Source organism: Rhizobium sp. BK289, from assembly GCF_014193575.1.
Taxonomy (GTDB): domain Bacteria; phylum Pseudomonadota; class Alphaproteobacteria; order Rhizobiales; family Rhizobiaceae; genus Rhizobium; species Rhizobium tropici_C.
This window is the reverse complement of the sequence record NZ_JACHZO010000017.1, coordinates 63,364-82,676: the sequence shown is the minus strand read 5'-3', so window position 1 is coordinate 82,676 and position 19,313 is coordinate 63,364. Positions and strand designations below refer to the sequence as shown.

The following is a 19,313-nucleotide window of genomic DNA, read 5'->3' as shown; positions in this document are numbered from 1 at the left end:
TCGGCCAGAGGCTTTTGCCAGCGGCGAGATTCGCTGCCACGCCTGGCGGCGGAAAGACACCTTCCGAGTTGAACTTGACCTCAAGGCGCAACCTGCTTTAGACAGGGTGCATCAACGGAGTTTTGATGTCTAACTTTTGTCAGTCCCGGTAAAGGCCCCGCTCGCAAGTCTTCTTGCGTGCCGGGCCTGAAAAACGAAGCCCCGACTTCCCTAAGGGAAGGCTCGGATCGTTTTTGTGCGCCGTTTGGCGCTATACGGATTCTGACAACAATGGACATTTCCCGCGCCGAACAGCGCATTCTCCACCTGCTCGCCCAGGGCGGGCGCATCGAAATCGAACGCAGCGACAACAAGAAGATCGAGACCGTCTACTGCTTTACGCGAGACGGCTGGATCTATCCCGATTTCGGCATCGACCTCTTTCGCCGGCTGAAGCGCCTCAAGGCCATCAAATCCAAGGACGGCCATCCCTATCGCATCAGCGAAAGGGGATTGCGGCTGGTGAGGGCGCAGCTGAACAATCGATAGAACAAGCCCGAGAGCCGCCCCCTGTTGGGCGGCTCTCGCCGATCGATGTGAGGCGCGGCGATCAGAACGTCCTGATGATGTCACTCACGTGGTCGCCCCGACGATCGCTTTCCTGCTGCACCGCATCGCGCCTTTCATTCATCGAGGCGATTTGATCCTCGCTGTCAGCCAGAGCCTTCAAATAGCGCTTCTTCAAATCGCCGTTGTCAGGCACGGCGCCGAGATTGCGCCTTATCCGCTCCTGCTCATTGACGGTTTTCTCGATTTCGCTATCGAGGCTCGCCAGTTCGTTCTGGATCGCGACCTGCCTTTTGCGTGCATCGGCGAGATTTGTAAGCTTGTCCGTCAGTTCCTTGTCATGGGTCGAGGCCGACCAGCCGAGCAGCATGTCCGGATCGGTATCGACCAGGGCGTAGCTGTTGCTCTGAAGCTGTTCGTCGACAGCCGTCAACACTTTTTCCGCGCCCGCCGGCACGATCGCCTTCAGCCGCTGGTGCGTTGCCGTCTTGCCGAAGCCTTCGGCCGATGAGAACGACCAGCCATCCCTGATCGGGTGCTCGATGATGACGGTTCTTTCCCCATCGAGCGCGCCTGACACGGTGTATGTCGTCGTCTGGCGATATTTGACGGTAGCATTCATCACCCCATCGGAAACTTTCAGCGAGGCGATCTCCTCCGTCGGTGTCTGCTGTTCACTGATCGATACCTTTCGGTCGGTCGCAAAGCTGGCGAGGCGCGTGTCATCCTTCGGCAGCGCCGATAGCTGGGAATCGCCGATATAGCCGGTCTTGCTGTCGTAGAGCGTCAGAATCCCCGATGGCATGCTGACCCCGATGGTGTTCTTGAGCATTACGGCGGCAATGGGATTGCGAAGGACGCTGCCAGCCCGATACATATCCACCATGTCGGCCTCCACCTCCGCATCCATGATCGGCACCGACAAGGTATCACCATTGGCCAGATCATAGATCCCCGGAAGCTCGAAAGTGGCCGAGATATCGCTTTCGGTCGCGGCGGTGGGATTGGTCGCGGCAATCTGCATGGGCGCGGCCGGACTTTCCAGCTCGTCAGCCGCGTACGCCTTTCTGCTGACGCCGCCCATCATCGCTTTTGCAGGCGCAGGTACGGCTCGTTCCTCGACATTTGCCGACAGACGCTGCCGATTGGACAGGTCCCCGCTATCTGCATCAGGAACATTGTTCGACGCGGTATGAACGGGCACTTCCTGCCGCTCTCTCCAATAGAGCTGGTGCAGGCCCTGCTTCAGCGTTACCGGCTCGGCCGAAGTCAGTGTCAGCTTGATGCCCTTCCAATCCTCGCCGCTGGCATTTTCCAGCACTGTCCATGCCTGCAAGTGCGCCTTGTTATTTCCATCGATGACGACTTTATAAGCCGTTTTCCAGATCGGCGACGGCACGACATAGGTCAGGCCGACGGCACCGCTGTCCTTCACACCGTTCACCTTGATATCGACGGAGCGCGTGCGGTCGTTCTTGCCGCGAGCGATGGTTGTCGCGGCTTTCGCGATCTTCGCTCTCAGGTCGGGATCTTCAAACCGGACGGAGGCATCTTCACCAAGTGTCAACGTCTCCACCGCTCCATCCTGGTCGATAACAGTCAGCAGGTAAGTCGGGGCCTTCTCGTCGGCCTTCCTCGTCTCGATTCCCAGAATGTTTCCTTCGACAGTCTTGCCGCCGCTGGTGACCGATACTTTGGCGCCCTGCAGCGATGTCAGAAGCGACGGCACGGATGAGAGCGCTTCCAGACTGAACGGCAGGCCCTTGAACGTTTCCTGCAACGGCTGTGGCCCCGCCAGCGAGATGCCGGCCACCGAACCTGCAAACCCGTTGACCACAAGGCTCTTCAGGATGTCATCGACCTGATCGAGCGGCACCTCGATCCGGATCACGCCGTCGCCATCGACATCAGCCGATCGGGAAACCTGAGCCAAGCCGCCCGAGGACAGGGTGATGGATCGAATGGCCCCATTGTCGGCCGCCAGCGATATCGCCGGACATGACGCGCCGAGGAGCAGGATCGCCGTGACTTGCTTGAGCATGAAGAGACCTTCCGATTCGGTTGCAGAGGACGAGACCACGCGGCTCTCTGCAATTTATGATCGTATTTCGGTCCAAAATGTGATGGCGTTCAGGCGGAATATTGGCATGTGCAAAAAGGGCCGCCCGGATTTCCGGGCGGCCCTTATGATAAGTAGCGCCAGACGTCGCGAAGCTTGACGAGATTGGTCATCAAGCCACTCGTCTCATTGCAGTGCTTACCACCACTTCGCCGGCGTGAACTTGCCGGCGGCCTGTTCGATGACGTGGGCGGTCTTGAAGAGGGTTTCTTCTTCGAACGGCTTGCCGATGAGCTGCAGGCCGAGCGGCAGGCCCTTCGGGTCGAGGCCGGCGGGAACGGCGATGCCTGGCAGGCCCGCCATGTTGACCGTCACCGTGAAGATGTCGTTGAGGTACATCTTCACTGGATCGGACGCGAGGTCCTCGTCGGCGATGCCAAAGGCCGAGGATGGGGTCGCTGGCGTCAGGATGGCGTCGACGCCGGCGTTGAAGGCCAGTTCGAAGTCGCGCTTGATCAGCGTGCGAACCTTCTGGGCACGCAGGTAATAGGCGTCGTAATAGCCGGCCGAGAGAACATAGGTACCGATCATGATGCGGCGCTTCACTTCCTGGCCGAAGCCGGCAGCGCGGGTCTTCTCGTACATGTCGACGATATCCTTGCCATCGACGCGCAGGCCGTAGCGAACGCCGTCGTAGCGGGCGAGGTTCGAGGAGGCCTCGGCGGGCGCAACGATGTAATAGGCCGGCAGTGCGTATTTCGTATGCGGCAGCGAGATATTGACGATCTCGGCGCCAGCATCCTTCAGCCAGGCAATACCCTGCTGCCAGAGCGTCTCGATCTCTCCCGGCATGCCGTCGACGCGATATTCGTTCGGGATGCCGATCTTCATACCCTTCAGCGACTGGCCGAGCGAGGCTTCGTAATCCGGCACGGGCAGGTCGACCGAGGTCGTATCCTTGGCATCGACACTTGCCATCGACTTCAGAAGGATGGCGGCATCGCGCACGTCGCGGGCAATCGGGCCGGCCTGGTCGAGCGACGAGGCGAAGGCGACGATACCCCAGCGCGAGCAGCGGCCATAGGTCGGCTTGATGCCGACGGTGCCGGTGAAGGCTGCGGGCTGGCGGATGGAGCCGCCGGTGTCCGTGGCCGTCGCGCCGGCGCAGAGATGGGCGGCAACCGCAGCGGCCGACCCGCCGGACGAGCCGCCCGGAACCAGCTGCTGGTTCGAACCCTTGGCACGCCATGGGTTGATCACCGGGCCGTAATAGGAGCTCTCGTTGGAGGAGCCCATGGCGAACTCATCCATGTTGAGCTTACCCAGCATGACGGCGCCGTCATTCCAGAGGTTCTGCGTGACGGTCGATTCGTAGTGCGGCTCGAAACCATCCAGGATGTGGCTGCAAGCCTGCGTATGAATGCCTTCCGTGCCGAACAGGTCCTTGATCCCAAGCGGAATGCCTTCCAGCGGACCAGCTTTGCCTTCCGCAAGGCGAGCATCCGACACCTTGGCCATTGCCAGCGCCTTTTGCGGCGTCACCTTCACATATGCATTGAGCTGAGCATTGGCAGCCTCGATCGCCGAGATATAGGCCTCGGTCAGTTCGGTGGCGGTAATCTCCTTGGCGCGCAGCTTGTCGCGGGCTTCGGCAATGGTCAGGCTGGTCAGTTCGCTCATTTTGTTTCGCTTCAGATCTGGAATTGGGCAACGGGTCGGAAAAGGCTCGAAGGAACCGTTATTCGACGACTTTGGGCACCAGGAAGAAATTCTGATCGGTATTCGGCGCATTGGCGACGATGTCGGCAGCTTTGTTGCCGTCCGTTACTTCGTCGGCTCGCTTCTTCATCGCCATCGGGGTTACCGAGGTCATGGCTTCGACACCATCGACATTCACTTCGGAGAGCTGCTCGACGAAGCCCAGAATGCCGTTCAGCTCGCCCATCATCCGCTGCGCTTCGTCTTCGTTGACGGCGATGCGGGCAAGATGAGCGACGCGTTTGACGGTGGCGAGATCGACGGACATGGCATTCTCCGGATAGGTGACTTATCCACTAAAGTGAATTTGCTTCACGCTATAAAGGCCATGCCCGCCATACGCAACGGGTATCGTCAGGCAGAAACGCTCTCGCCTACCTTCGGCGCGGCAACCGCCGTCTTCGAGCCTTCCATGCCGGCGATGAACTTTTCCGGCGTCTGGTCGATGATCGGGAACGTGCCGTAGTGGCAGGGAATGGCGGTCTTGAAGTTGAAGAAGCGCTGGCAGGCGAGTGCCGCCACAGCACCGCCCATGGTGAAGCGGTCGCCGATCGGCAGGATGCCGATATCGGGCAGATGCAGTTCATTGATCAGCGCCATATCCGAGAAGATGTCCGTATCCCCCATATGGAACAGCGTCGGCTCGTCGTCGAAATGCAGCATCAGGCCGTTCGCATTGCCGAGCGCGTGGGAAACGCCATCCTCGGTGATCTGCGCGGAGGAATGCAGCGCATTGGTGAAAGTGGCCGAGAAGCCGCCAAGGCCGATCGTGCCGCCGGTATTGCCCATTTCCAGCTTCTCGACGCCCTTGGTGCCAAGCCAGGAAGCGAGGTCGGCATTGGCGAGAACGACCGCGCCCGTGTCCTTGGCGATCTGAACCGTGTCACCCACATGGTCGCCATGGCCATGCGTCAGCAGGATATGGGTCACGCCCTGGGCAACGTCCTTGATGTTGAGACCGGCGGCCGCAAAAGAAGAATTGTAAGACAGAAATGGATCGATCAGTATTTTTGCCGTCGCCGTTTCAATGCGAAAAGCGGAGTGGCCGAGCCAGGTGATCTTCATTGGATTTCTCCTTATGACTTGATTTGAAATGTAAGGCTGGTGTCTAGGAAATATCTCAAACCGCAACAAAGAAAAGCGGTTAGGACTTCAATTTGTTTTGACAGGAGCACGACCCTGATGACGACGCTGACCATCGAAGATCTAGCCGCGACGCTCCTGCCCGGCCAGCCGATTGCCGGCCTCGATCTCGGTACCAAGACGATCGGACTTGCGATGTCGGATCTCGGGCGACGCTTTGCAACGCCTCGCCCAGTCATCAAGCGCGTGAAGTTCACCCAGGATGCCGAAACATTGCTCGCCTTCGCCGAGAAGGAAAAGGTCGCGGCCTTCGTCATAGGGCTTCCGATGAACATGGATGGCTCTGCCGGACCGCGCGTGCAGGCAACGCGTGCCTTCGTGCGCAGCATGTCGGAAAAGACCGCCCTGCCCTTCGTCTTCTGGGACGAGCGGCTTTCGACCGTTGCCGCCGAGCGGGCGCTTCTGGAAATGGACGTCTCGCGTGCCAAGCGCGCCGAGCGCATCGACTCGGCAGCGGCAAGCTTCATTCTTCAGGGAGCCTTGGACAGGCTGTCGGCGCTCGGAAGGGCAAGCTTGCCCGATTTCGACGGCTGACGGCGCTTCCACCACGCGATAACAGCGGCGCGGCGACGAAAGCCAAAGATCGCAAAGACCAGGAGACTGTCGAAAGCGATCGCGCGCGCGACCAGCGGCGGAATGGTTTCCGGCGGAATGCCGAGGATCTTGCCGTAGATATCGAAGACCAGGTCATGCATCTGCCGCGTCAGCATGAAGATGCCAAAGCTCATGTCGTAGTACGACAGATAATACCATGCCCCGAGAAACGAGACCGGCCCAGCCCAGCAAATCAACAACCACTTCATGCGGTACCCCTTCGACGCTGAAATTGCGTCGTGCCAGCCGAAAGGACGAGCCAGTTCGACAACGCCATGGCGCTCAACACCATCGCGGGCAGCGTTATATCTAGTGCAAGCACGGCGAAGAACATCATTGCCGCGACAAGAAACACTAATTTTGCGGGTCTCAACCCCATGGCTGCACGCTTGATGGTTAACTCTTCGTCTCCCAACAGTGACGAGTTAACAGCCGTGGCGCAATGTAAACCAATTGTTAAGGTTAATGGCGGAGCAGGCCTGTGGATATCCCCTACCTAGAGTCGGATGATTTTAGGTCTGTTCGACCTAAAATCTGAATCCGCTCTAGAATCAAAGAAGTAGAACATGATGTCGTCCGAAATCCCCTTACACTTTTCGGCATCATGCTCCAGGCCCCGATATCAGCCATAAACGCCGCGCACGAGCCGCTTCAGGGCCGTTGCCGCCTTCTCCCAATCCTTGCCGTTCTTCAACGCGAGCCCCGCGCATTGATCGCTGACAGCTGACGCCAGGACGATGTGCTGGATGGCGGCAAAGATCATGGCGTTGACCGCCTGGGCATCGACGCCCTTGGGCGGCACGAGCGAGCCACGCATGCGCTCGATCCAGCCGGCGAGCGCTTTGGAGCGCGCCTCGGACAGCCGGCGCACCTGCTCGCTGTTTTCGGAGACTTCCCAGGCGACTATGCGGCGCATCAGAGGATCCGCGCGCAACGCATCGAGAAATAGCAATGAAAGCCGCTCCATCAGATCGCCATAGGTCAGAAGGAACATGCCGCCGGTATCGTCGGGGATGCGATCCGTCACCCAGCTACCGAGATCCGTACCTATAGCTTCCACAAGGCCATTCAAGCCGCCGTAATAGCGGTAGATCAGCTGCTTATCGCAGCCGGCGCCGCGGGCCACCGCATTGATGCCGAAATTCTGGAACCCCTCCTCCGCCAGCAACCGCTTTGCGGCATCGAGGATTGCCTGTTCGGTTGCGGCGCGATTGCGCACACGCTTTTCCACGACAGGCACTTCCAGGGGAATTTTAACGGCAGCGTTTGCTGTGGACATCGACTCGACTCCAATCTGTCACCGAGCGGTGAATAGCAAGCCAAGTCGCCTCGAACAACAAAGCCGAGATGGCTCGCGTCCGCCAAAACGCGCGAATCCACAGATTAGAGATATTGACCAAACCATATCGTGGTCTCGGACGCCAGACCCGGCGGGAGCTCCACGGGAACGAAGCCGCGCGATGACCAGAAGCGGACGCCGCCATAATTGCCGCTGTTGGCGCCCAGATGGATGCCTTTGACGCCGCCGGCACGGGCATCCGCGATCCAACGATTGAGCAGTGCAGTGCCGATGCCCCTACCCTGGGCACGCGGCAACAGATTCATATGAATATGCGCAGGGAATCTCCCGACAAGGATCGTAGGCGCCTGCTTGGGATGATGTATGGCCGATATGCGCTCCTGATCCGCATCCCAGAGCGCCGGATCACCTTGCGGATCGGCATAGCTCTGCCGCAAATGCGGCCACCATTCGCGCTCCAGCCGCTCCTCGAACGCCACGGTATCAAAGACGCCTGCAATGTAGCCGAAGACACCCTCGTCGTCCTCGGCGACGAAAACCAGTTCGGGATGAAGCGCGGCGTAGGGCGCGGAATAGATGTGGCCGATCAGCCGGCCGTCCCGATGCAGCGGAGCCGCATCCTTGCCGGCATCGCCTGTTGCAAGCGAGATGACATAGAGCTGATCAATATCCTCGGGGCGAACGGTTCGAATGGAAGCCATTGCTTATGTCGCCGGCGGATACAGCAGATCGACGATGTAGCTGGCGTCGAAGCGGGAATCGAGCATGCCGTAGGTGGCGCGCCAGCCGCCGGCGAGACGGGTTTCGATGAAGGCATCGGCGATCTTGCCGGCTCCGAGGCGATAAAGCTCGGCGGCACCGGCTGCGAGCGCCAGCTGTTCCACCAGCAGGCGGGCGGCGCCCTCATCCTGCTCGCAAAGCGCCATGGCGGCACGCAGGACATCGATGGTCTTCTTGCCGGCAGGGCCGAGATCGCGGGCGAGACCGGCAAAGACTGTTTCGAACAGGTCCCTGCCCCGGTTCAACACGCGCAGCACATCAAGTGCCATGACATTGCCGGAGCCTTCCCAGATCGCGTTGACGGGGGCTTCACGGTAATGGCGGGCGATCGGACGCTCTTCGATGTAACCGCTGCCGCCGATACACTCCATGGCTTCATAGATCAGCGCCGGCGCGATCTTGCAGCACCAGTATTTGGCAACCGGTGTCATGACCCGGGCATAGGCCGCATCCTCCGAGCTGCCACTTGCCTTGTCGAAGGCCTCGGCCAGGCGGAAGGCGAGTGCGGTCGCGGCGGCAACATCAAGGGCCATATCGGCAAGCACGCGCGTCATGATCGGTTGATTGACCAGCATCTTGCCGAAGACGCTGCGGCCGCGCGCATGATGCACGGCTTCAGCCAGCGACGCGCGCATGATGCCGGCAGATGCCAGCGCGCAATCGAGCCGCGTCAGCGTCACCATGTCGAGGATCGTGCGGATGCCGGCATCGGGTGCACCGAGCAGGAAGCCGAACGTATCCGTGAACTCGACTTCGGACGAGGCATTCGAGCGATTGCCGAGCTTGTCCTTCAGCCGCTGGAAGTGCAGGCCGTTGGCCGAGCCATCCTCCAGAAGCCGCGGCACGAGGAAGCAGCCCATGCCATCCTTGGTCTGCGCCAGCATGATGAAGGCATCGCTCATCGGCGCCGACATGAACCACTTGTGGCCCGAAAGCCTGTAGATGCCTTCGCTGACCTTATCAGCACTCGTCTTGTTGGCGCGCACATCCGTGCCGCCCTGCTTTTCCGTCATGCCCATGCCGATGGTGACGGCACTCTTCTGCATGGCCGGCTTGTTGGACGAATCGTATTTGCGCGACAGGATCTTCGGTGCCCAATCCTTCTGCACCGCCGGGGAAGCCATCATGGCGGCGACCGAGGCGCTGGTCATCGTGAGGGGGCACAGATGGCCGCATTCGAGCTGAGCCGTCAGATAGAAGCGAGCGGCGCGCACCTTGTGCGAGTGACCCTTCGCCTCCGGATCGGCTTGCGCATCCCAGATCGAGGAATGCAGGCCCATCGCCATGGAGCGGCGCATCAGCGCATGCCAGGCCGGATGGAATTCCACGACATCCAGACGCTCGCCGCGCGGGCCGTGGGTGCGCAGCTGCGGCACGCCCTGGTTTGCCATGCGCGCCAGTTCCTGAGCTTCGTGCGAGGTGACGAAACGACCGTGCTGCTCCAGCTCTTCCCGTATCGAACGCGGCAGGCCGGAAGTGAGATCGACGATCAGCGGATCGGAACGATAGGCATTGATACCGGTCCAGAGGCTCGGCTGGTTCAGGTCGGCAAAGGGGTCGTCAGTCCGGGTCGGTTGGGTCATGAATCGCTTGTAGAGCAAGAAGGTTGCAAGGGAAACCGGAAGTTACGTCTCCCAGCGGCATAGGTCCTGTAGCGGGATTCGGGCGAAATTGCATGGGGAACACGTAGCCTCGGCGCATGCCGCCGCTTGCCCCGTGGGCGCTCCCTCTTTATAGACCGCCTGACGAAATCCAGAGGGCAGGTTCATGGTCTTCTTTCCCCACCGCCACCTCATCGGCATCAAGGGCCTCACCGAGCAGGATATCACCTATCTTCTCGACAAGGCCGACGAGGCGGTCAAGATCAGCCGCCAGCGCGAGAAAAAGACGTCGACGCTTCGCGGGTTGACGCAGATCAATCTCTTCTTCGAAGCATCGACGCGCACGCAATCCTCCTTCGAACTGGCCGGAAAACGGCTCGGCGCCGATGTGATGAACATGTCCGTCGGCAATTCCTCGGTCAAAAAAGGCGAGACGCTGATCGATACGGCGATGACGCTGAATGCGATGCGGCCTGATGTGCTCGTCATCCGCCATTCGAGCGCGGGCGCCGCAGCACTTCTGGCGCAGAAAGTCTCCTGCTCGGTCGTCAATGCCGGCGACGGCCAGCACGAGCATCCGACCCAGGCGCTTCTCGACGCGCTGACGATCCGCCGCGCCAAGGGCAAGCTTTCACGCATCATCGTGGCGATCTGCGGCGACGTGCTGCATTCGCGCGTGGCCCGCTCGAACATCCTGCTGCTGAACGCCATGGGGGCGCGCGTCCGTGTCGTAGCGCCTGCCACACTGCTGCCGGCCGGCATCGCCGACATGGGCGTCGAGGTCTTCCATTCGATGAAGGAAGGGCTGAAGGATGCCGACGTTGTCATGATGCTGCGGCTGCAGCGCGAGCGCATGTCCGGCGCCTTCGTGCCTTCGGTGCGCGAATATTATCACTTCTACGGCCTCGACGCCGAGACGCTCAAGGCCGCCAAGGAGGATGCGCTCGTCATGCATCCAGGCCCGATGAACCGCGGGGTGGAAATCGCCTCGGAGGTGGCCGATGGCCCGCAAAGCGTCATTGCCGAACAGGTGGAGATGGGCGTCGCCGTGCGCATGGCCGTGATGGAGACCCTGCTCGTTTCGCAGAACCAGGGTCCCCGCACTGAGGGAGTGGGCGCATGAGCAACTCGATCGTCCTCCAGAACGTCCGGATCATCGACCCCTCACGCGATCTCGATGAAGTCGGCGCCATCGTCGTCGAAGACGGCGTGATCGTTGCCTCCGGCAAGGATGCGAAAAACCACGGCATACCCAAAGGCGCGACCATTCGCGATTGCAATGGTCTCGTCGCCATTCCCGGCCTCGTCGATGCGCGCGTGCATGTCGGTGAGCCCGGTGGTGAACATCGCGAAACCATCGCCTCCGCCAGCCGTGCGGCAGCCGCCGGCGGTGTGACCTCCTTTATCATGATGCCGGATACGGATCCGGTCATCGACGATATCGCCCTGGTCGAATTCGTCCGGAAGACGGCGCGCGATACAGCCGCCGTCAACGTCTATCCGGCAGCCGCCCTCACCAAGGGGCTTGCCGGCGAGGAGATGACGGAAATCGGCCTGTTGCGGGAAGCGGGAGCCGTCGTGTTCACCGACGCCCATTCCGGCGTCCACGATAGCCAGGTCCTGCGTCGCATCATGACCTATGCGCGCGAATTCGGCGCGGTGATTTCCTGCGAAACACGCGACAAGTATCTCGGCGCCAACGGCGTCATGCACGAAGGCCTTCTGGCAAGCTGGCTTGGCCTTTCGGGCATCCCGAAGGAAGCCGAACTGATCCCGCTGGAGCGCGACCTCCGCATCGCGACGCTGACACGCAGCCACTATCATGCAGCGATGATCTCCGTGCCAGAATCGGCGGAGGCGATCCGCCTCGCCCGCTCGCGCGGCGCCAAGGTCACCTGCGGCATCTCCATCAACAATCTCGCGCTGAATGAGAACGATATCGGCGAATACCGCACCTTCTTCAAACTCTACCCGCCGCTGCGCTCCGAAGACGATCGCACAGGCATGATCGAAGCCCTGGCCGACGGCACGATCGACATTATCGTCTCCTCGCATGATCCGCAGGATGTCGATACGAAACGCCTGCCGTTCGGAGAGGCCGAAGACGGTGCAGTTGGGCTGGAAACGCTGCTTCCGGCAGCACTCCGGCTCTATCACAGCGGCCAGGTCAGCCTGATGCGGCTCGTCGATGCGCTCTCGACGCGGCCGGCGCAGATCTTCGGGCTCCCCGCCGGCACACTGAAGCCGGGCGCGAAGGCCGATATTGCGCTTGTCGATCTGGACGAGCCTTGGCTTGTCGCAAAAGACATGCTTCTGTCGCGCTCGAAGAATACACCCTTCGAAGATGCGAGGATGAGCGGCCGGGCTGTTGCAACCTATGTTGCCGGCAAGCTGGTTCACAGTCTCTAGGGCAAGCCCGAGGGTTTACGGAGAATAAGACGTGATGGCGGATTTCTGGACTTGGCAGCTTACCCCGCAGACCGCGCTCGCCGGCCTCGTCATCGGCTACCTGCTCGGCTCGATCCCATTCGGTCTGCTGCTGACGCGCATGGCCGGCCTCGGCGACGTGCGCAACATCGGCTCGGGCAATATCGGCGCGACCAACGTGCTGCGCACCGGCAACAAGGGGCTTGCGGCCGCGACCCTGCTGCTCGATGCCTTCAAGGGTACGGCCGCCGTCCTGATCACCGCGCATTTCTTCGGCGGCGATGCCGGCGCGCTGGCCGGCTTCGCCGCCTTCATCGGCCACATCTTCCCGATCTGGATCGGCTTCAAGGGCGGCAAGGGTGTGGCGACCTATCTCGGTATCCTGCTTGGTCTTGCGCCGCTGATGGCGCTGATTTTCGCCATCGTCTGGCTGGTCATCGCCTTCACCACACGCTACTCCTCGCTTTCCGCGCTGGTTGCAACCCTTGTCATACCGGTTGTATTGTGGATATTGGGTGTCGACAAGATCGCCGCCGTCATGGCGCTGATGACTATCATCTCCTGGTACAAGCACAGGGCCAATATTATCAGGCTGACCGCCGGGACGGAAAGCAAGATCGGAGCGAAGGGGTAATGGACACAGGCGGCGCAAGACGGATCGGAGTTGCGCTGACCGAAAGACAAAGGATCGCCTGGCTCAGGCTTATCCGCTCCGACAATGTCGGACCATCGACCTTTCGCGATCTCATCCATCATTATGGTTCCGCCGAAGCGGCACTTGCCATGCTACCGGAGCTTTCGCAGCGCGGCGGCTCGACGCGCGCCGTTCGCATCGCCGACGAGCGCGACGCATTGAGGGAGCTCGAGGCGGCGCATCGTTTTGGCGCGCGCTTCGTCGGTATCGGCGAGCCGGACTATCCCCCTGCCCTTCGTGAGATCGACGGCGCGCCGCCGCTTCTTACCGTCAAAGGCAATGTGCCGACAGCGACACGCGCGGCAATCGGCATGGTCGGCTCGCGAAATGCCTCGATCAGCGGCGCCAAATTCACGGCCATGATCGCCCGCATCTGCGGCGAGGCCGGCTATGCCGTGGTCTCCGGTCTGGCGCGCGGTATCGACACCGCAGCCCACCGCGCCAGCCTCACGACCGGCACGATCGCGGCTTTGGCGGGTGGGCTCGACCAACCCTATCCACCCGAGAATATCGGCCTGCTGAACGAGATATGGGACGGCAATGGGCTCGCCGTCAGCGAAATGCCCTTCGGCTGGGAGCCGCGGGCACGCGACTTTCCGCGCCGCAATCGCCTCATCGCCGGTATCTCGCTCGGTGTCGTGGTCGTCGAGGCGGCAACCCGTTCCGGCTCGCTGATCACCGCCCGTCTTGCCGGCGAATTCGGCCGGCTCGTCTTCGCCGTTCCCGGCTCGCCGCTCGATCCGCGCTGCGAAGGGACGAACGGCCTGCTGAAAGACGGCGCGATGATCGTCACGACACCGGACGATATCGTCGAAGCGTTGCGGCCGCTCGCCGAGCCGGACCTCTTCCGCCCGCGCCCGGCCGAAGCGCCCGTCGAACGGAGCAAACCGCTTTCTGCGCCGCCCGATGATGCCGAGCGCGACCATATCGTCGAGGCGCTCGGGCCGACGCCGGTCGAAATCGACGATATCGTCCGCCATACCGGCCTGCCGATTGCGGCTGTTCATTCCGTCCTTCTCGAATTGGACATGGCCGGCCGGCTGCATCGGCATCCCGGCGGATTGGTGTCGATCTCCATGCCGGATTGAAAACTGTGACACGCATACCAATTCTAAGCATCGCCGCGCCAAGCTCAAAAATCGCATTACAGCGCCGCGCGTCACATATGACGCGCAAAGGTCGCTGTAACACGTTAAAGGTGCTGTATAATTTTATCCTTCAATCGATTCCGATTTAAGGAATTATGCAGTAGCCTCTTGACCGCGACGATTTCCCTGTCCATGTCGGAAGGCCGGGAAGACGGAAAACCCGGTATCTCCCGCGCCTTATGTCGGCGCGACCTCTTATTCAGAGACTTGATGATGAACGTTGTAGTGGTGGAATCGCCTGCCAAGGCCAAGACAATCAATAAATATCTGGGACCCGGATATAAGGTTCTTGCATCCTTCGGCCATGTGCGCGACCTGCCCGCCAAAGACGGTTCGGTGCTGCCGGATCAGGATTTCGAAATGCTGTGGGAAGTCGATGGTGCCTCGCAAAAGCGCATCAAGGACATCGCCGACGCGCTAAAAACCTCCGACGGTCTGATTCTGGCGACCGACCCGGATCGCGAGGGTGAAGCCATTTCCTGGCATGTGCTCGACGTGCTGAACAAGAAGCGCGTCATCAACGGCAAGCCGGTGAAGCGCGTCGTCTTCAATGCCATCACCAAGAAGGCGGTGCTCGACGCCATGGCCGAGCCGCGCGACATCGACGTGCCGCTGGTGGATGCCTATCTCGCGCGCCGCGCCCTCGACTATCTCGTCGGCTTCAACCTGTCGCCGGTTCTCTGGCGCAAGCTGCCCGGCGCCCGCTCGGCCGGCCGCGTACAGTCCGTCGCCCTTCGCCTCGTCTGCGACCGCGAGTCGGAGATCGAACGTTTCATCTCGGAAGAATACTGGAATCTTTCCGCGATCCTGAAGACGCCGCGCGGCGACGAGTTCGAAGCCCGCCTCGTATCCGCCGACGGCAAGCGCCTGCAGCCGCGTGCGATCGGCAACGGCGAAGAGGCCGGCAAGCTGAAGGCGCTGCTCGAAGGCGCCTCCTATGTCGTCGACACCGTCGAGGCGAAGCCGGTCAAGCGCAATCCGAGCCCACCCTTCACGACGTCGACGCTGCAGCAGGCCGCCTCCTCGAAGCTTGGCTTCTCAGCCTCGCGCACCATGCAGGTGGCGCAGAAACTCTATGAGGGCGTCGATATCGGCGGCGAAACCGTCGGTCTCATCACCTATATGCGTACCGACGGCGTGCAGATGGCACCGGAAGCGATCGATGCCGCGCGCCACGCCATCGCCAACCAGTTCGGCGACCGTTACCTGCCGGAAAAGGCGCGCTTCTATTCCACCAAGGCAAAGAATGCCCAGGAAGCACACGAGGCGATCCGTCCGACCGACTTCGACCGCGTGCCGGACCGCATCCGCAAGTTCCTCGATGACGACCAGCTGAAGCTTTACGACCTGATCTGGAAGCGCGGCATCGCCAGCCAGATGGCTTCGGCTGAAATCGAGCGCACCACCGTCGAGATCCTGGCCGATAACGCCGGCAAGAAGGCCGGCCTGCGCGCTGTCGGCTCCGTCATCCGTTTCGACGGCTTCATCGCCGCCTATACCGACCAGAAGGAAGACGGCGAGCAGAGCGACGACAGCGAAGAAGGCGGCCGGCTGCCGGAGATCAATGCCCGCGAAAATCTCGCCAAGCAGAAGATCAATTCGACCCAGCATTTCACCGAACCGCCGCCGCGCTATTCGGAAGCATCGCTGATCAAGAAGATGGAAGAACTCGGCATCGGCCGCCCCTCCACCTATGCGGCGACGCTGGCGACGCTGCGCGACCGCGATTACGTGACCATCGACAAGCGCAAGCTGGTGCCGCAGGCCAAGGGACGGCTGGTGACAGCCTTCCTCGAAAGCTTCTTCACCAAATATGTCGAATACGACTTCACCGCCGACTTGGAAGAGAAGCTTGACCGCATCTCCGCAGGCGAGCTGAACTGGAAGGACGTGCTGCGCGACTTCTGGCGCGATTTCTTCGCCCAGATCGAGGACACGAAGGAACTGCGCGTCACCAATGTGCTCGATGCACTGAACGATGCGCTGGCGCCGCTCGTCTTCCCGAAGCGCGAAGACGGCAGCGATCCGCGCATCTGCCAGGTGTGCGGCACGGGCAATCTCTCGCTGAAGCTCGGCAAATACGGCGCCTTCGTCGGTTGCTCGAACTATCCGGAATGCAATTATACCCGCCAGCTTTCGTCGGAAGGCGGTGCGGAGGCTGAATCCAACGGGTTGAACGAGCCGAAGGCGCTCGGTACCGATCCGGTGACCGGCGAAGAGCTGACGCTGCGTTCGGGCCGCTTCGGTCCCTACATCCAGCGCGGCGACGGCAAGGATGCCAAGCGTGCCTCGCTGCCGCGCGGCTGGAAGCCGGAGGATATCGATTATGAGAAGGCGATGGCGCTGATTTCGCTTCCACGCGACATCGGTAAGCACCCCGAGACCGGCAAGATGATCTCCTCCGGCATCGGCCGCTATGGCCCCTTCCTTCTGCATGATGGCAGCTACGCCAACCTCGAAAGCGTCGAGGATGTCTTCACCGTCGGTCTGAACCGCGCCGTCACCGTTCTTGCCGAAAAGCAGAGCAAGGCAGGCGGCGGAGCGCGCGGCGGTACGCCCGCGGCATTGAAGGATCTCGGCGCGCATCCGGACGGCGGCGGCTCGATCACCGTTCGTGACGGCAAATATGGTCCCTACGTCAATTGGGGCAAGGTCAATGCGACCCTGCCGAAGGGCACGGATCCGCAGGCGATCACGGTCGAGGAAGCCCTGGCTCTGATCGCGGCGAAGGCCGGCAAGAGCGGCGGCACCACCAAGAAGGCGCCTGCCAAGGCAAAGGCCGCTGCAGCCGGCGCAAAAGCGACGAAAACAACCGCCAAACCGAAGGCTGCTGCAAAGAAGCCTGCGGCCAAGACGACAGCGAAAAAGAAGAGTGCAGAGTGAGCAGAGAACCGCGCGGCAGGACCTCATCGTCGGAACGGCGTTCCGGCAAACCCGGCCGCGCCGGCAAGGCAGGCGGTGACGCAGAGCCGATGATGGCGATCGTCCACGGCGTTCTGCCGCCGCGCGAGGTCATCCTGCGCTTCATCGCCGACCATCCGCAACAGGCGTCCAAGCGCGAGCTCGCCAAAGCTTTCGGCCTGAAGGGCGAGAGCCGCGTCGCGCTGAAGGACCTTTTGCGCGAGCTTGAAGAAGAAGGCATGGTGCAGAAGAGCCGCAAGTCGCTCATCCGCCCCGGCGCGCTGCCACCGATCGCCGTGCTCGATATCACCACCCGTGACAAGGATGGCATGCTGATCGGCCGTCCCGCCGAATGGGCTGAGGAAAATGGCGTCGCGCCTGCCGTGTTGATCAAGCAATCCTCCTCGCCCGCCGGCCGCAACGGCAAGGGCAAGGCGCCTGTCGCCGGCATGGGTGACCGCATCCTCGCGAAGATCTTCTCGGCCGTGGATCGCGGCGGCCCGGCCTATACGGCCCGCATCATCAAGGTCATCGACAAGCGGCAGGGCGCCTCCATGGGTGCCTTCCGCGAAACGCCGGGCGGCGGCGGACGGCTGATGCCCATCGAACGGCGTGGCGAGGAGATGGTGATCGACCCGGATTATACCGGCGGCGCCAAGGATGGTGATCTGGTCGAAGTCGAAGTGGCGCGTCTCGGCCGCTTCGGCCTGCAGCGCGCCAAGGTCTTGTCGGTCATCGGCTCCGTCGCGTCGGAAAAGGCGATCTCGATGATTGCCATCCATGCACATGGAATCCCACACGTTTTCCCCGCCGCCGTCATCGCGGAAGCCGATGCCGCCAAGCCGGCCACCATGTCCCATCGCGAGGATTGGCGCAGCCTGCCGCTGATCACCATCGACCCGGCCGACGCCAAGGACCATGACGACGCCGTCTATGCCGAAATGGATCCCTCACCCGACAATCCGGACGGCGTAATCGTCACAGTCGCCATCGCCGACGTCTCCTGGTACGTGCGCCCGAACTCGCCGCTCGACCGCGAGGCGCTGAAGCGCGGCAATTCGGTCTATTTTCCCGATCGCGTCGTGCCGATGCTGCCGGAGCGCATCTCCAACGATCTCTGCTCGCTGAAAGAAGGCGTCGACCGCCCTGCCCTTGCGGTTCGAATGATCTTCTCCAAGGAAGGCCGCAAGGCCGGCCATACCTTCCATCGCGTCATGATGAAGAGCGCAGCCAAGCTTTCCTACCAGCAGGCGCAGGCGGCGATCGACGGCAAACCCGATGACAAGACCGGACCGATGCTGGAGCCGATCCTGAAGCCGCTCTGGCACGCCTATGAGATTCTGAAAAAGGGCCGCGACCGGCGCCAGCCGCTCGAGCTCGACATGCCGGAGCGCAAGATCCTGCTGAAGCCGGATGGCACCGTCGATCGCGTCTTCGTACCACCGCGCCTCGACGCGCATAAGCTCATCGAAGAGATGATGATCCAGGCGAACGTCGCCGCTGCCGAGACGCTGGAAAAGCGGAAGCAGGTGCTGATCTATCGTATCCACGATGGCCCGACGCTCGCCAAGCAGGAAGTGCTGCGCGAATTCCTCGCCACCCTCGGCATTTCACTTGCCAAGGGCGGCAACGTGCGCGCCAACAGCTTCAACGGCATTCTCGCGAAAGCCGAGGGCACAGCGCATCAGACCATGGTCAACGAGATGGTGCTGCGCTCGCAGAGCCAGGCGATCTACAGCCCCGATAATATCGGGCATTTTGGCCTGAACCTGATGAAGTACGCCCACTTCACCTCGCCGATCCGCCGCTATGCCGACTTGATTGTGCATCGCGCTCTTGTCGGCTCGCTCGGCCTCGGCGAAGGCGGGATCACGCCGGACGAAGAAGCCTCACTCGACGATATCGCTGCCGAAATCTCGACTTTCGAACGCCGCGCCATGGCTGCCGAGCGCGAGACGGTTGACCGGCTGATCGCCCATCACCTCGCCGGCCGTGTCGGCGCGGAATTCGAGGCGCGCGTCGGCGGCGTCACCAAGTCGGGACTTTTTGTCACCCTGCCGGACTATGGCGCCGACGGTTTCATCCCTATATCTACGCTCGGCACCGATTACTTCATCTATGACGAAGCCCATCAGGCACTGACGGGTGAAAGAACCGGGCTCGGCTATCGTCTCGGCGATGATGTCAGCGTGAGGCTTGCCGAGGCCGTGCCGCTTGCCGGGGCTCTGCGCTTCGAAATGCTGAGCGAAGGCAGGCCGATGCCGACCGCGGTGCGTTCATTCCACAAGGCGACCCGCCGCAACAAGAACCCAGCCCGCAAGGCGCCGGGCACAAGACCGCCGCGCGGACGCAGATAAAAGGC

16 protein-coding genes are annotated in these 19,313 nt (G+C 61.6%); 8 read left to right on the top strand and 8 right to left on the bottom strand.

Annotated elements, in window-relative coordinates:
- Positions 1-270: 270 nt before the first annotated feature.
- Positions 271-528, top strand: a complete 258-nt coding sequence (locus FHT84_RS26290) for a YjhX family toxin (protein ID WP_113250571.1) — start codon at positions 271-273, stop codon at positions 526-528.
- A gap of 61 nt (positions 529-589) precedes the next feature.
- On the opposite strand, the gene FHT84_RS26285 is transcribed toward FHT84_RS26290, so the two are convergent.
- The 4 genes from FHT84_RS26285 to FHT84_RS26270 all read right to left on the bottom strand — a co-directional run bounded on the left by FHT84_RS26285 (position 590) and on the right by FHT84_RS26270 (position 5,428).
- The gene (locus FHT84_RS26285; RefSeq protein ID WP_113250572.1) at positions 590-2,587 is read right to left on the bottom strand and encodes a DUF4139 domain-containing protein; all 1,998 of its coding nucleotides are present in this window, start codon (positions 2,585-2,587) and stop codon (positions 590-592) included.
- Between the two features lie 216 nt (positions 2,588-2,803).
- Positions 2,804-4,285 (bottom strand): Asp-tRNA(Asn)/Glu-tRNA(Gln) amidotransferase subunit GatA, encoded by a 1,482-nt coding sequence (gene gatA / locus FHT84_RS26280; protein WP_113250573.1) that lies wholly within the window; start codon positions 4,283-4,285, stop codon positions 2,804-2,806.
- Positions 4,286-4,343: 58 nt separating this feature from the next.
- The gene (gene gatC, locus FHT84_RS26275; RefSeq protein ID WP_037194314.1) at positions 4,344-4,631 is read right to left on the bottom strand and encodes an Asp-tRNA(Asn)/Glu-tRNA(Gln) amidotransferase subunit GatC; all 288 of its coding nucleotides are present in this window, start codon (positions 4,629-4,631) and stop codon (positions 4,344-4,346) included.
- Between the two features lie 86 nt (positions 4,632-4,717).
- Positions 4,718-5,428, bottom strand: coding sequence for a metal-dependent hydrolase (locus FHT84_RS26270; RefSeq protein ID WP_113250574.1), 711 nt, complete (start codon positions 5,426-5,428; stop codon positions 4,718-4,720).
- 117 nt (positions 5,429-5,545) lie between these two features.
- On the opposite strand from FHT84_RS26270, the gene ruvX reads away from it, so the two are divergent.
- Positions 5,546-6,040, top strand: a complete 495-nt coding sequence (gene ruvX, locus FHT84_RS26265; protein ID WP_113250575.1) for a Holliday junction resolvase RuvX — start codon at positions 5,546-5,548, stop codon at positions 6,038-6,040.
- Here ruvX and FHT84_RS26260 read toward each other — a convergent pair.
- The 4 genes from FHT84_RS26260 to FHT84_RS26245 all read right to left on the bottom strand — a co-directional run bounded on the left by FHT84_RS26260 (position 5,977) and on the right by FHT84_RS26245 (position 9,763).
- On the bottom strand, positions 5,977-6,309 hold the full coding sequence (locus FHT84_RS26260) for a DUF6105 family protein (RefSeq protein ID WP_113250576.1): 333 nt from the start codon (positions 6,307-6,309) through the stop codon (positions 5,977-5,979). The two genes, ruvX and FHT84_RS26260, sit on opposite strands and share 64 nt — an antisense overlap.
- A gap of 413 nt (positions 6,310-6,722) precedes the next feature.
- On the bottom strand, positions 6,723-7,379 hold the full coding sequence (locus FHT84_RS26255; RefSeq protein ID WP_113250577.1) for a TetR/AcrR family transcriptional regulator: 657 nt from the start codon (positions 7,377-7,379) through the stop codon (positions 6,723-6,725).
- Between the two features lie 104 nt (positions 7,380-7,483).
- Entirely contained in the window at positions 7,484-8,101 is a 618-nt protein-coding gene (locus FHT84_RS26250; protein ID WP_113250578.1) for a GNAT family N-acetyltransferase, read from the bottom strand.
- 3 nt (positions 8,102-8,104) lie between these two features.
- Positions 8,105-9,763, bottom strand: a complete 1,659-nt coding sequence (locus tag FHT84_RS26245) for an acyl-CoA dehydrogenase family protein (RefSeq protein WP_113250751.1) — start codon at positions 9,761-9,763, stop codon at positions 8,105-8,107.
- A 184-nt stretch (positions 9,764-9,947) separates the two neighbouring features.
- On the opposite strand from FHT84_RS26245, the gene FHT84_RS26240 reads away from it, so the two are divergent.
- From FHT84_RS26240 to rnr, 6 genes are all read left to right on the top strand, one after another.
- Positions 9,948-10,904: an aspartate carbamoyltransferase catalytic subunit gene (locus FHT84_RS26240; protein WP_069614943.1), complete on the top strand. Its 957-nt coding sequence runs from the start codon at positions 9,948-9,950 to the stop codon at positions 10,902-10,904.
- Positions 10,901-12,190 carry a dihydroorotase gene (locus FHT84_RS26235; protein ID WP_112344235.1) on the top strand — a complete coding sequence of 430 codons (1,290 nt, stop codon included), beginning with the start codon at positions 10,901-10,903 and terminating at the stop codon, positions 12,188-12,190. Before FHT84_RS26240 ends, FHT84_RS26235 begins: the two co-directional genes overlap by 4 nt.
- 31 nt (positions 12,191-12,221) lie before the next feature.
- The gene (plsY, locus tag FHT84_RS26230) at positions 12,222-12,842 is read left to right on the top strand and encodes a glycerol-3-phosphate 1-O-acyltransferase PlsY (protein ID WP_169644910.1); all 621 of its coding nucleotides are present in this window, start codon (positions 12,222-12,224) and stop codon (positions 12,840-12,842) included.
- The gene (gene dprA, locus FHT84_RS26225; protein WP_113250579.1) at positions 12,842-13,990 is read left to right on the top strand and encodes a DNA-processing protein DprA; all 1,149 of its coding nucleotides are present in this window, start codon (positions 12,842-12,844) and stop codon (positions 13,988-13,990) included. The genes plsY and dprA overlap by 1 nt, the downstream gene beginning before the upstream one ends.
- Before the next feature lie 273 nt (positions 13,991-14,263).
- A complete protein-coding gene (gene topA, locus FHT84_RS26220) occupies positions 14,264-16,933 on the top strand; it encodes a type I DNA topoisomerase (protein ID WP_113250752.1) in 2,670 nt (889 codons plus the stop codon).
- Entirely contained in the window at positions 16,930-19,308 is a 2,379-nt protein-coding gene (gene rnr / locus FHT84_RS26215) for a ribonuclease R (protein WP_113250580.1), read from the top strand. The genes topA and rnr overlap by 4 nt, the downstream gene beginning before the upstream one ends.
- Positions 19,309-19,313 lie beyond the last annotated feature (5 nt).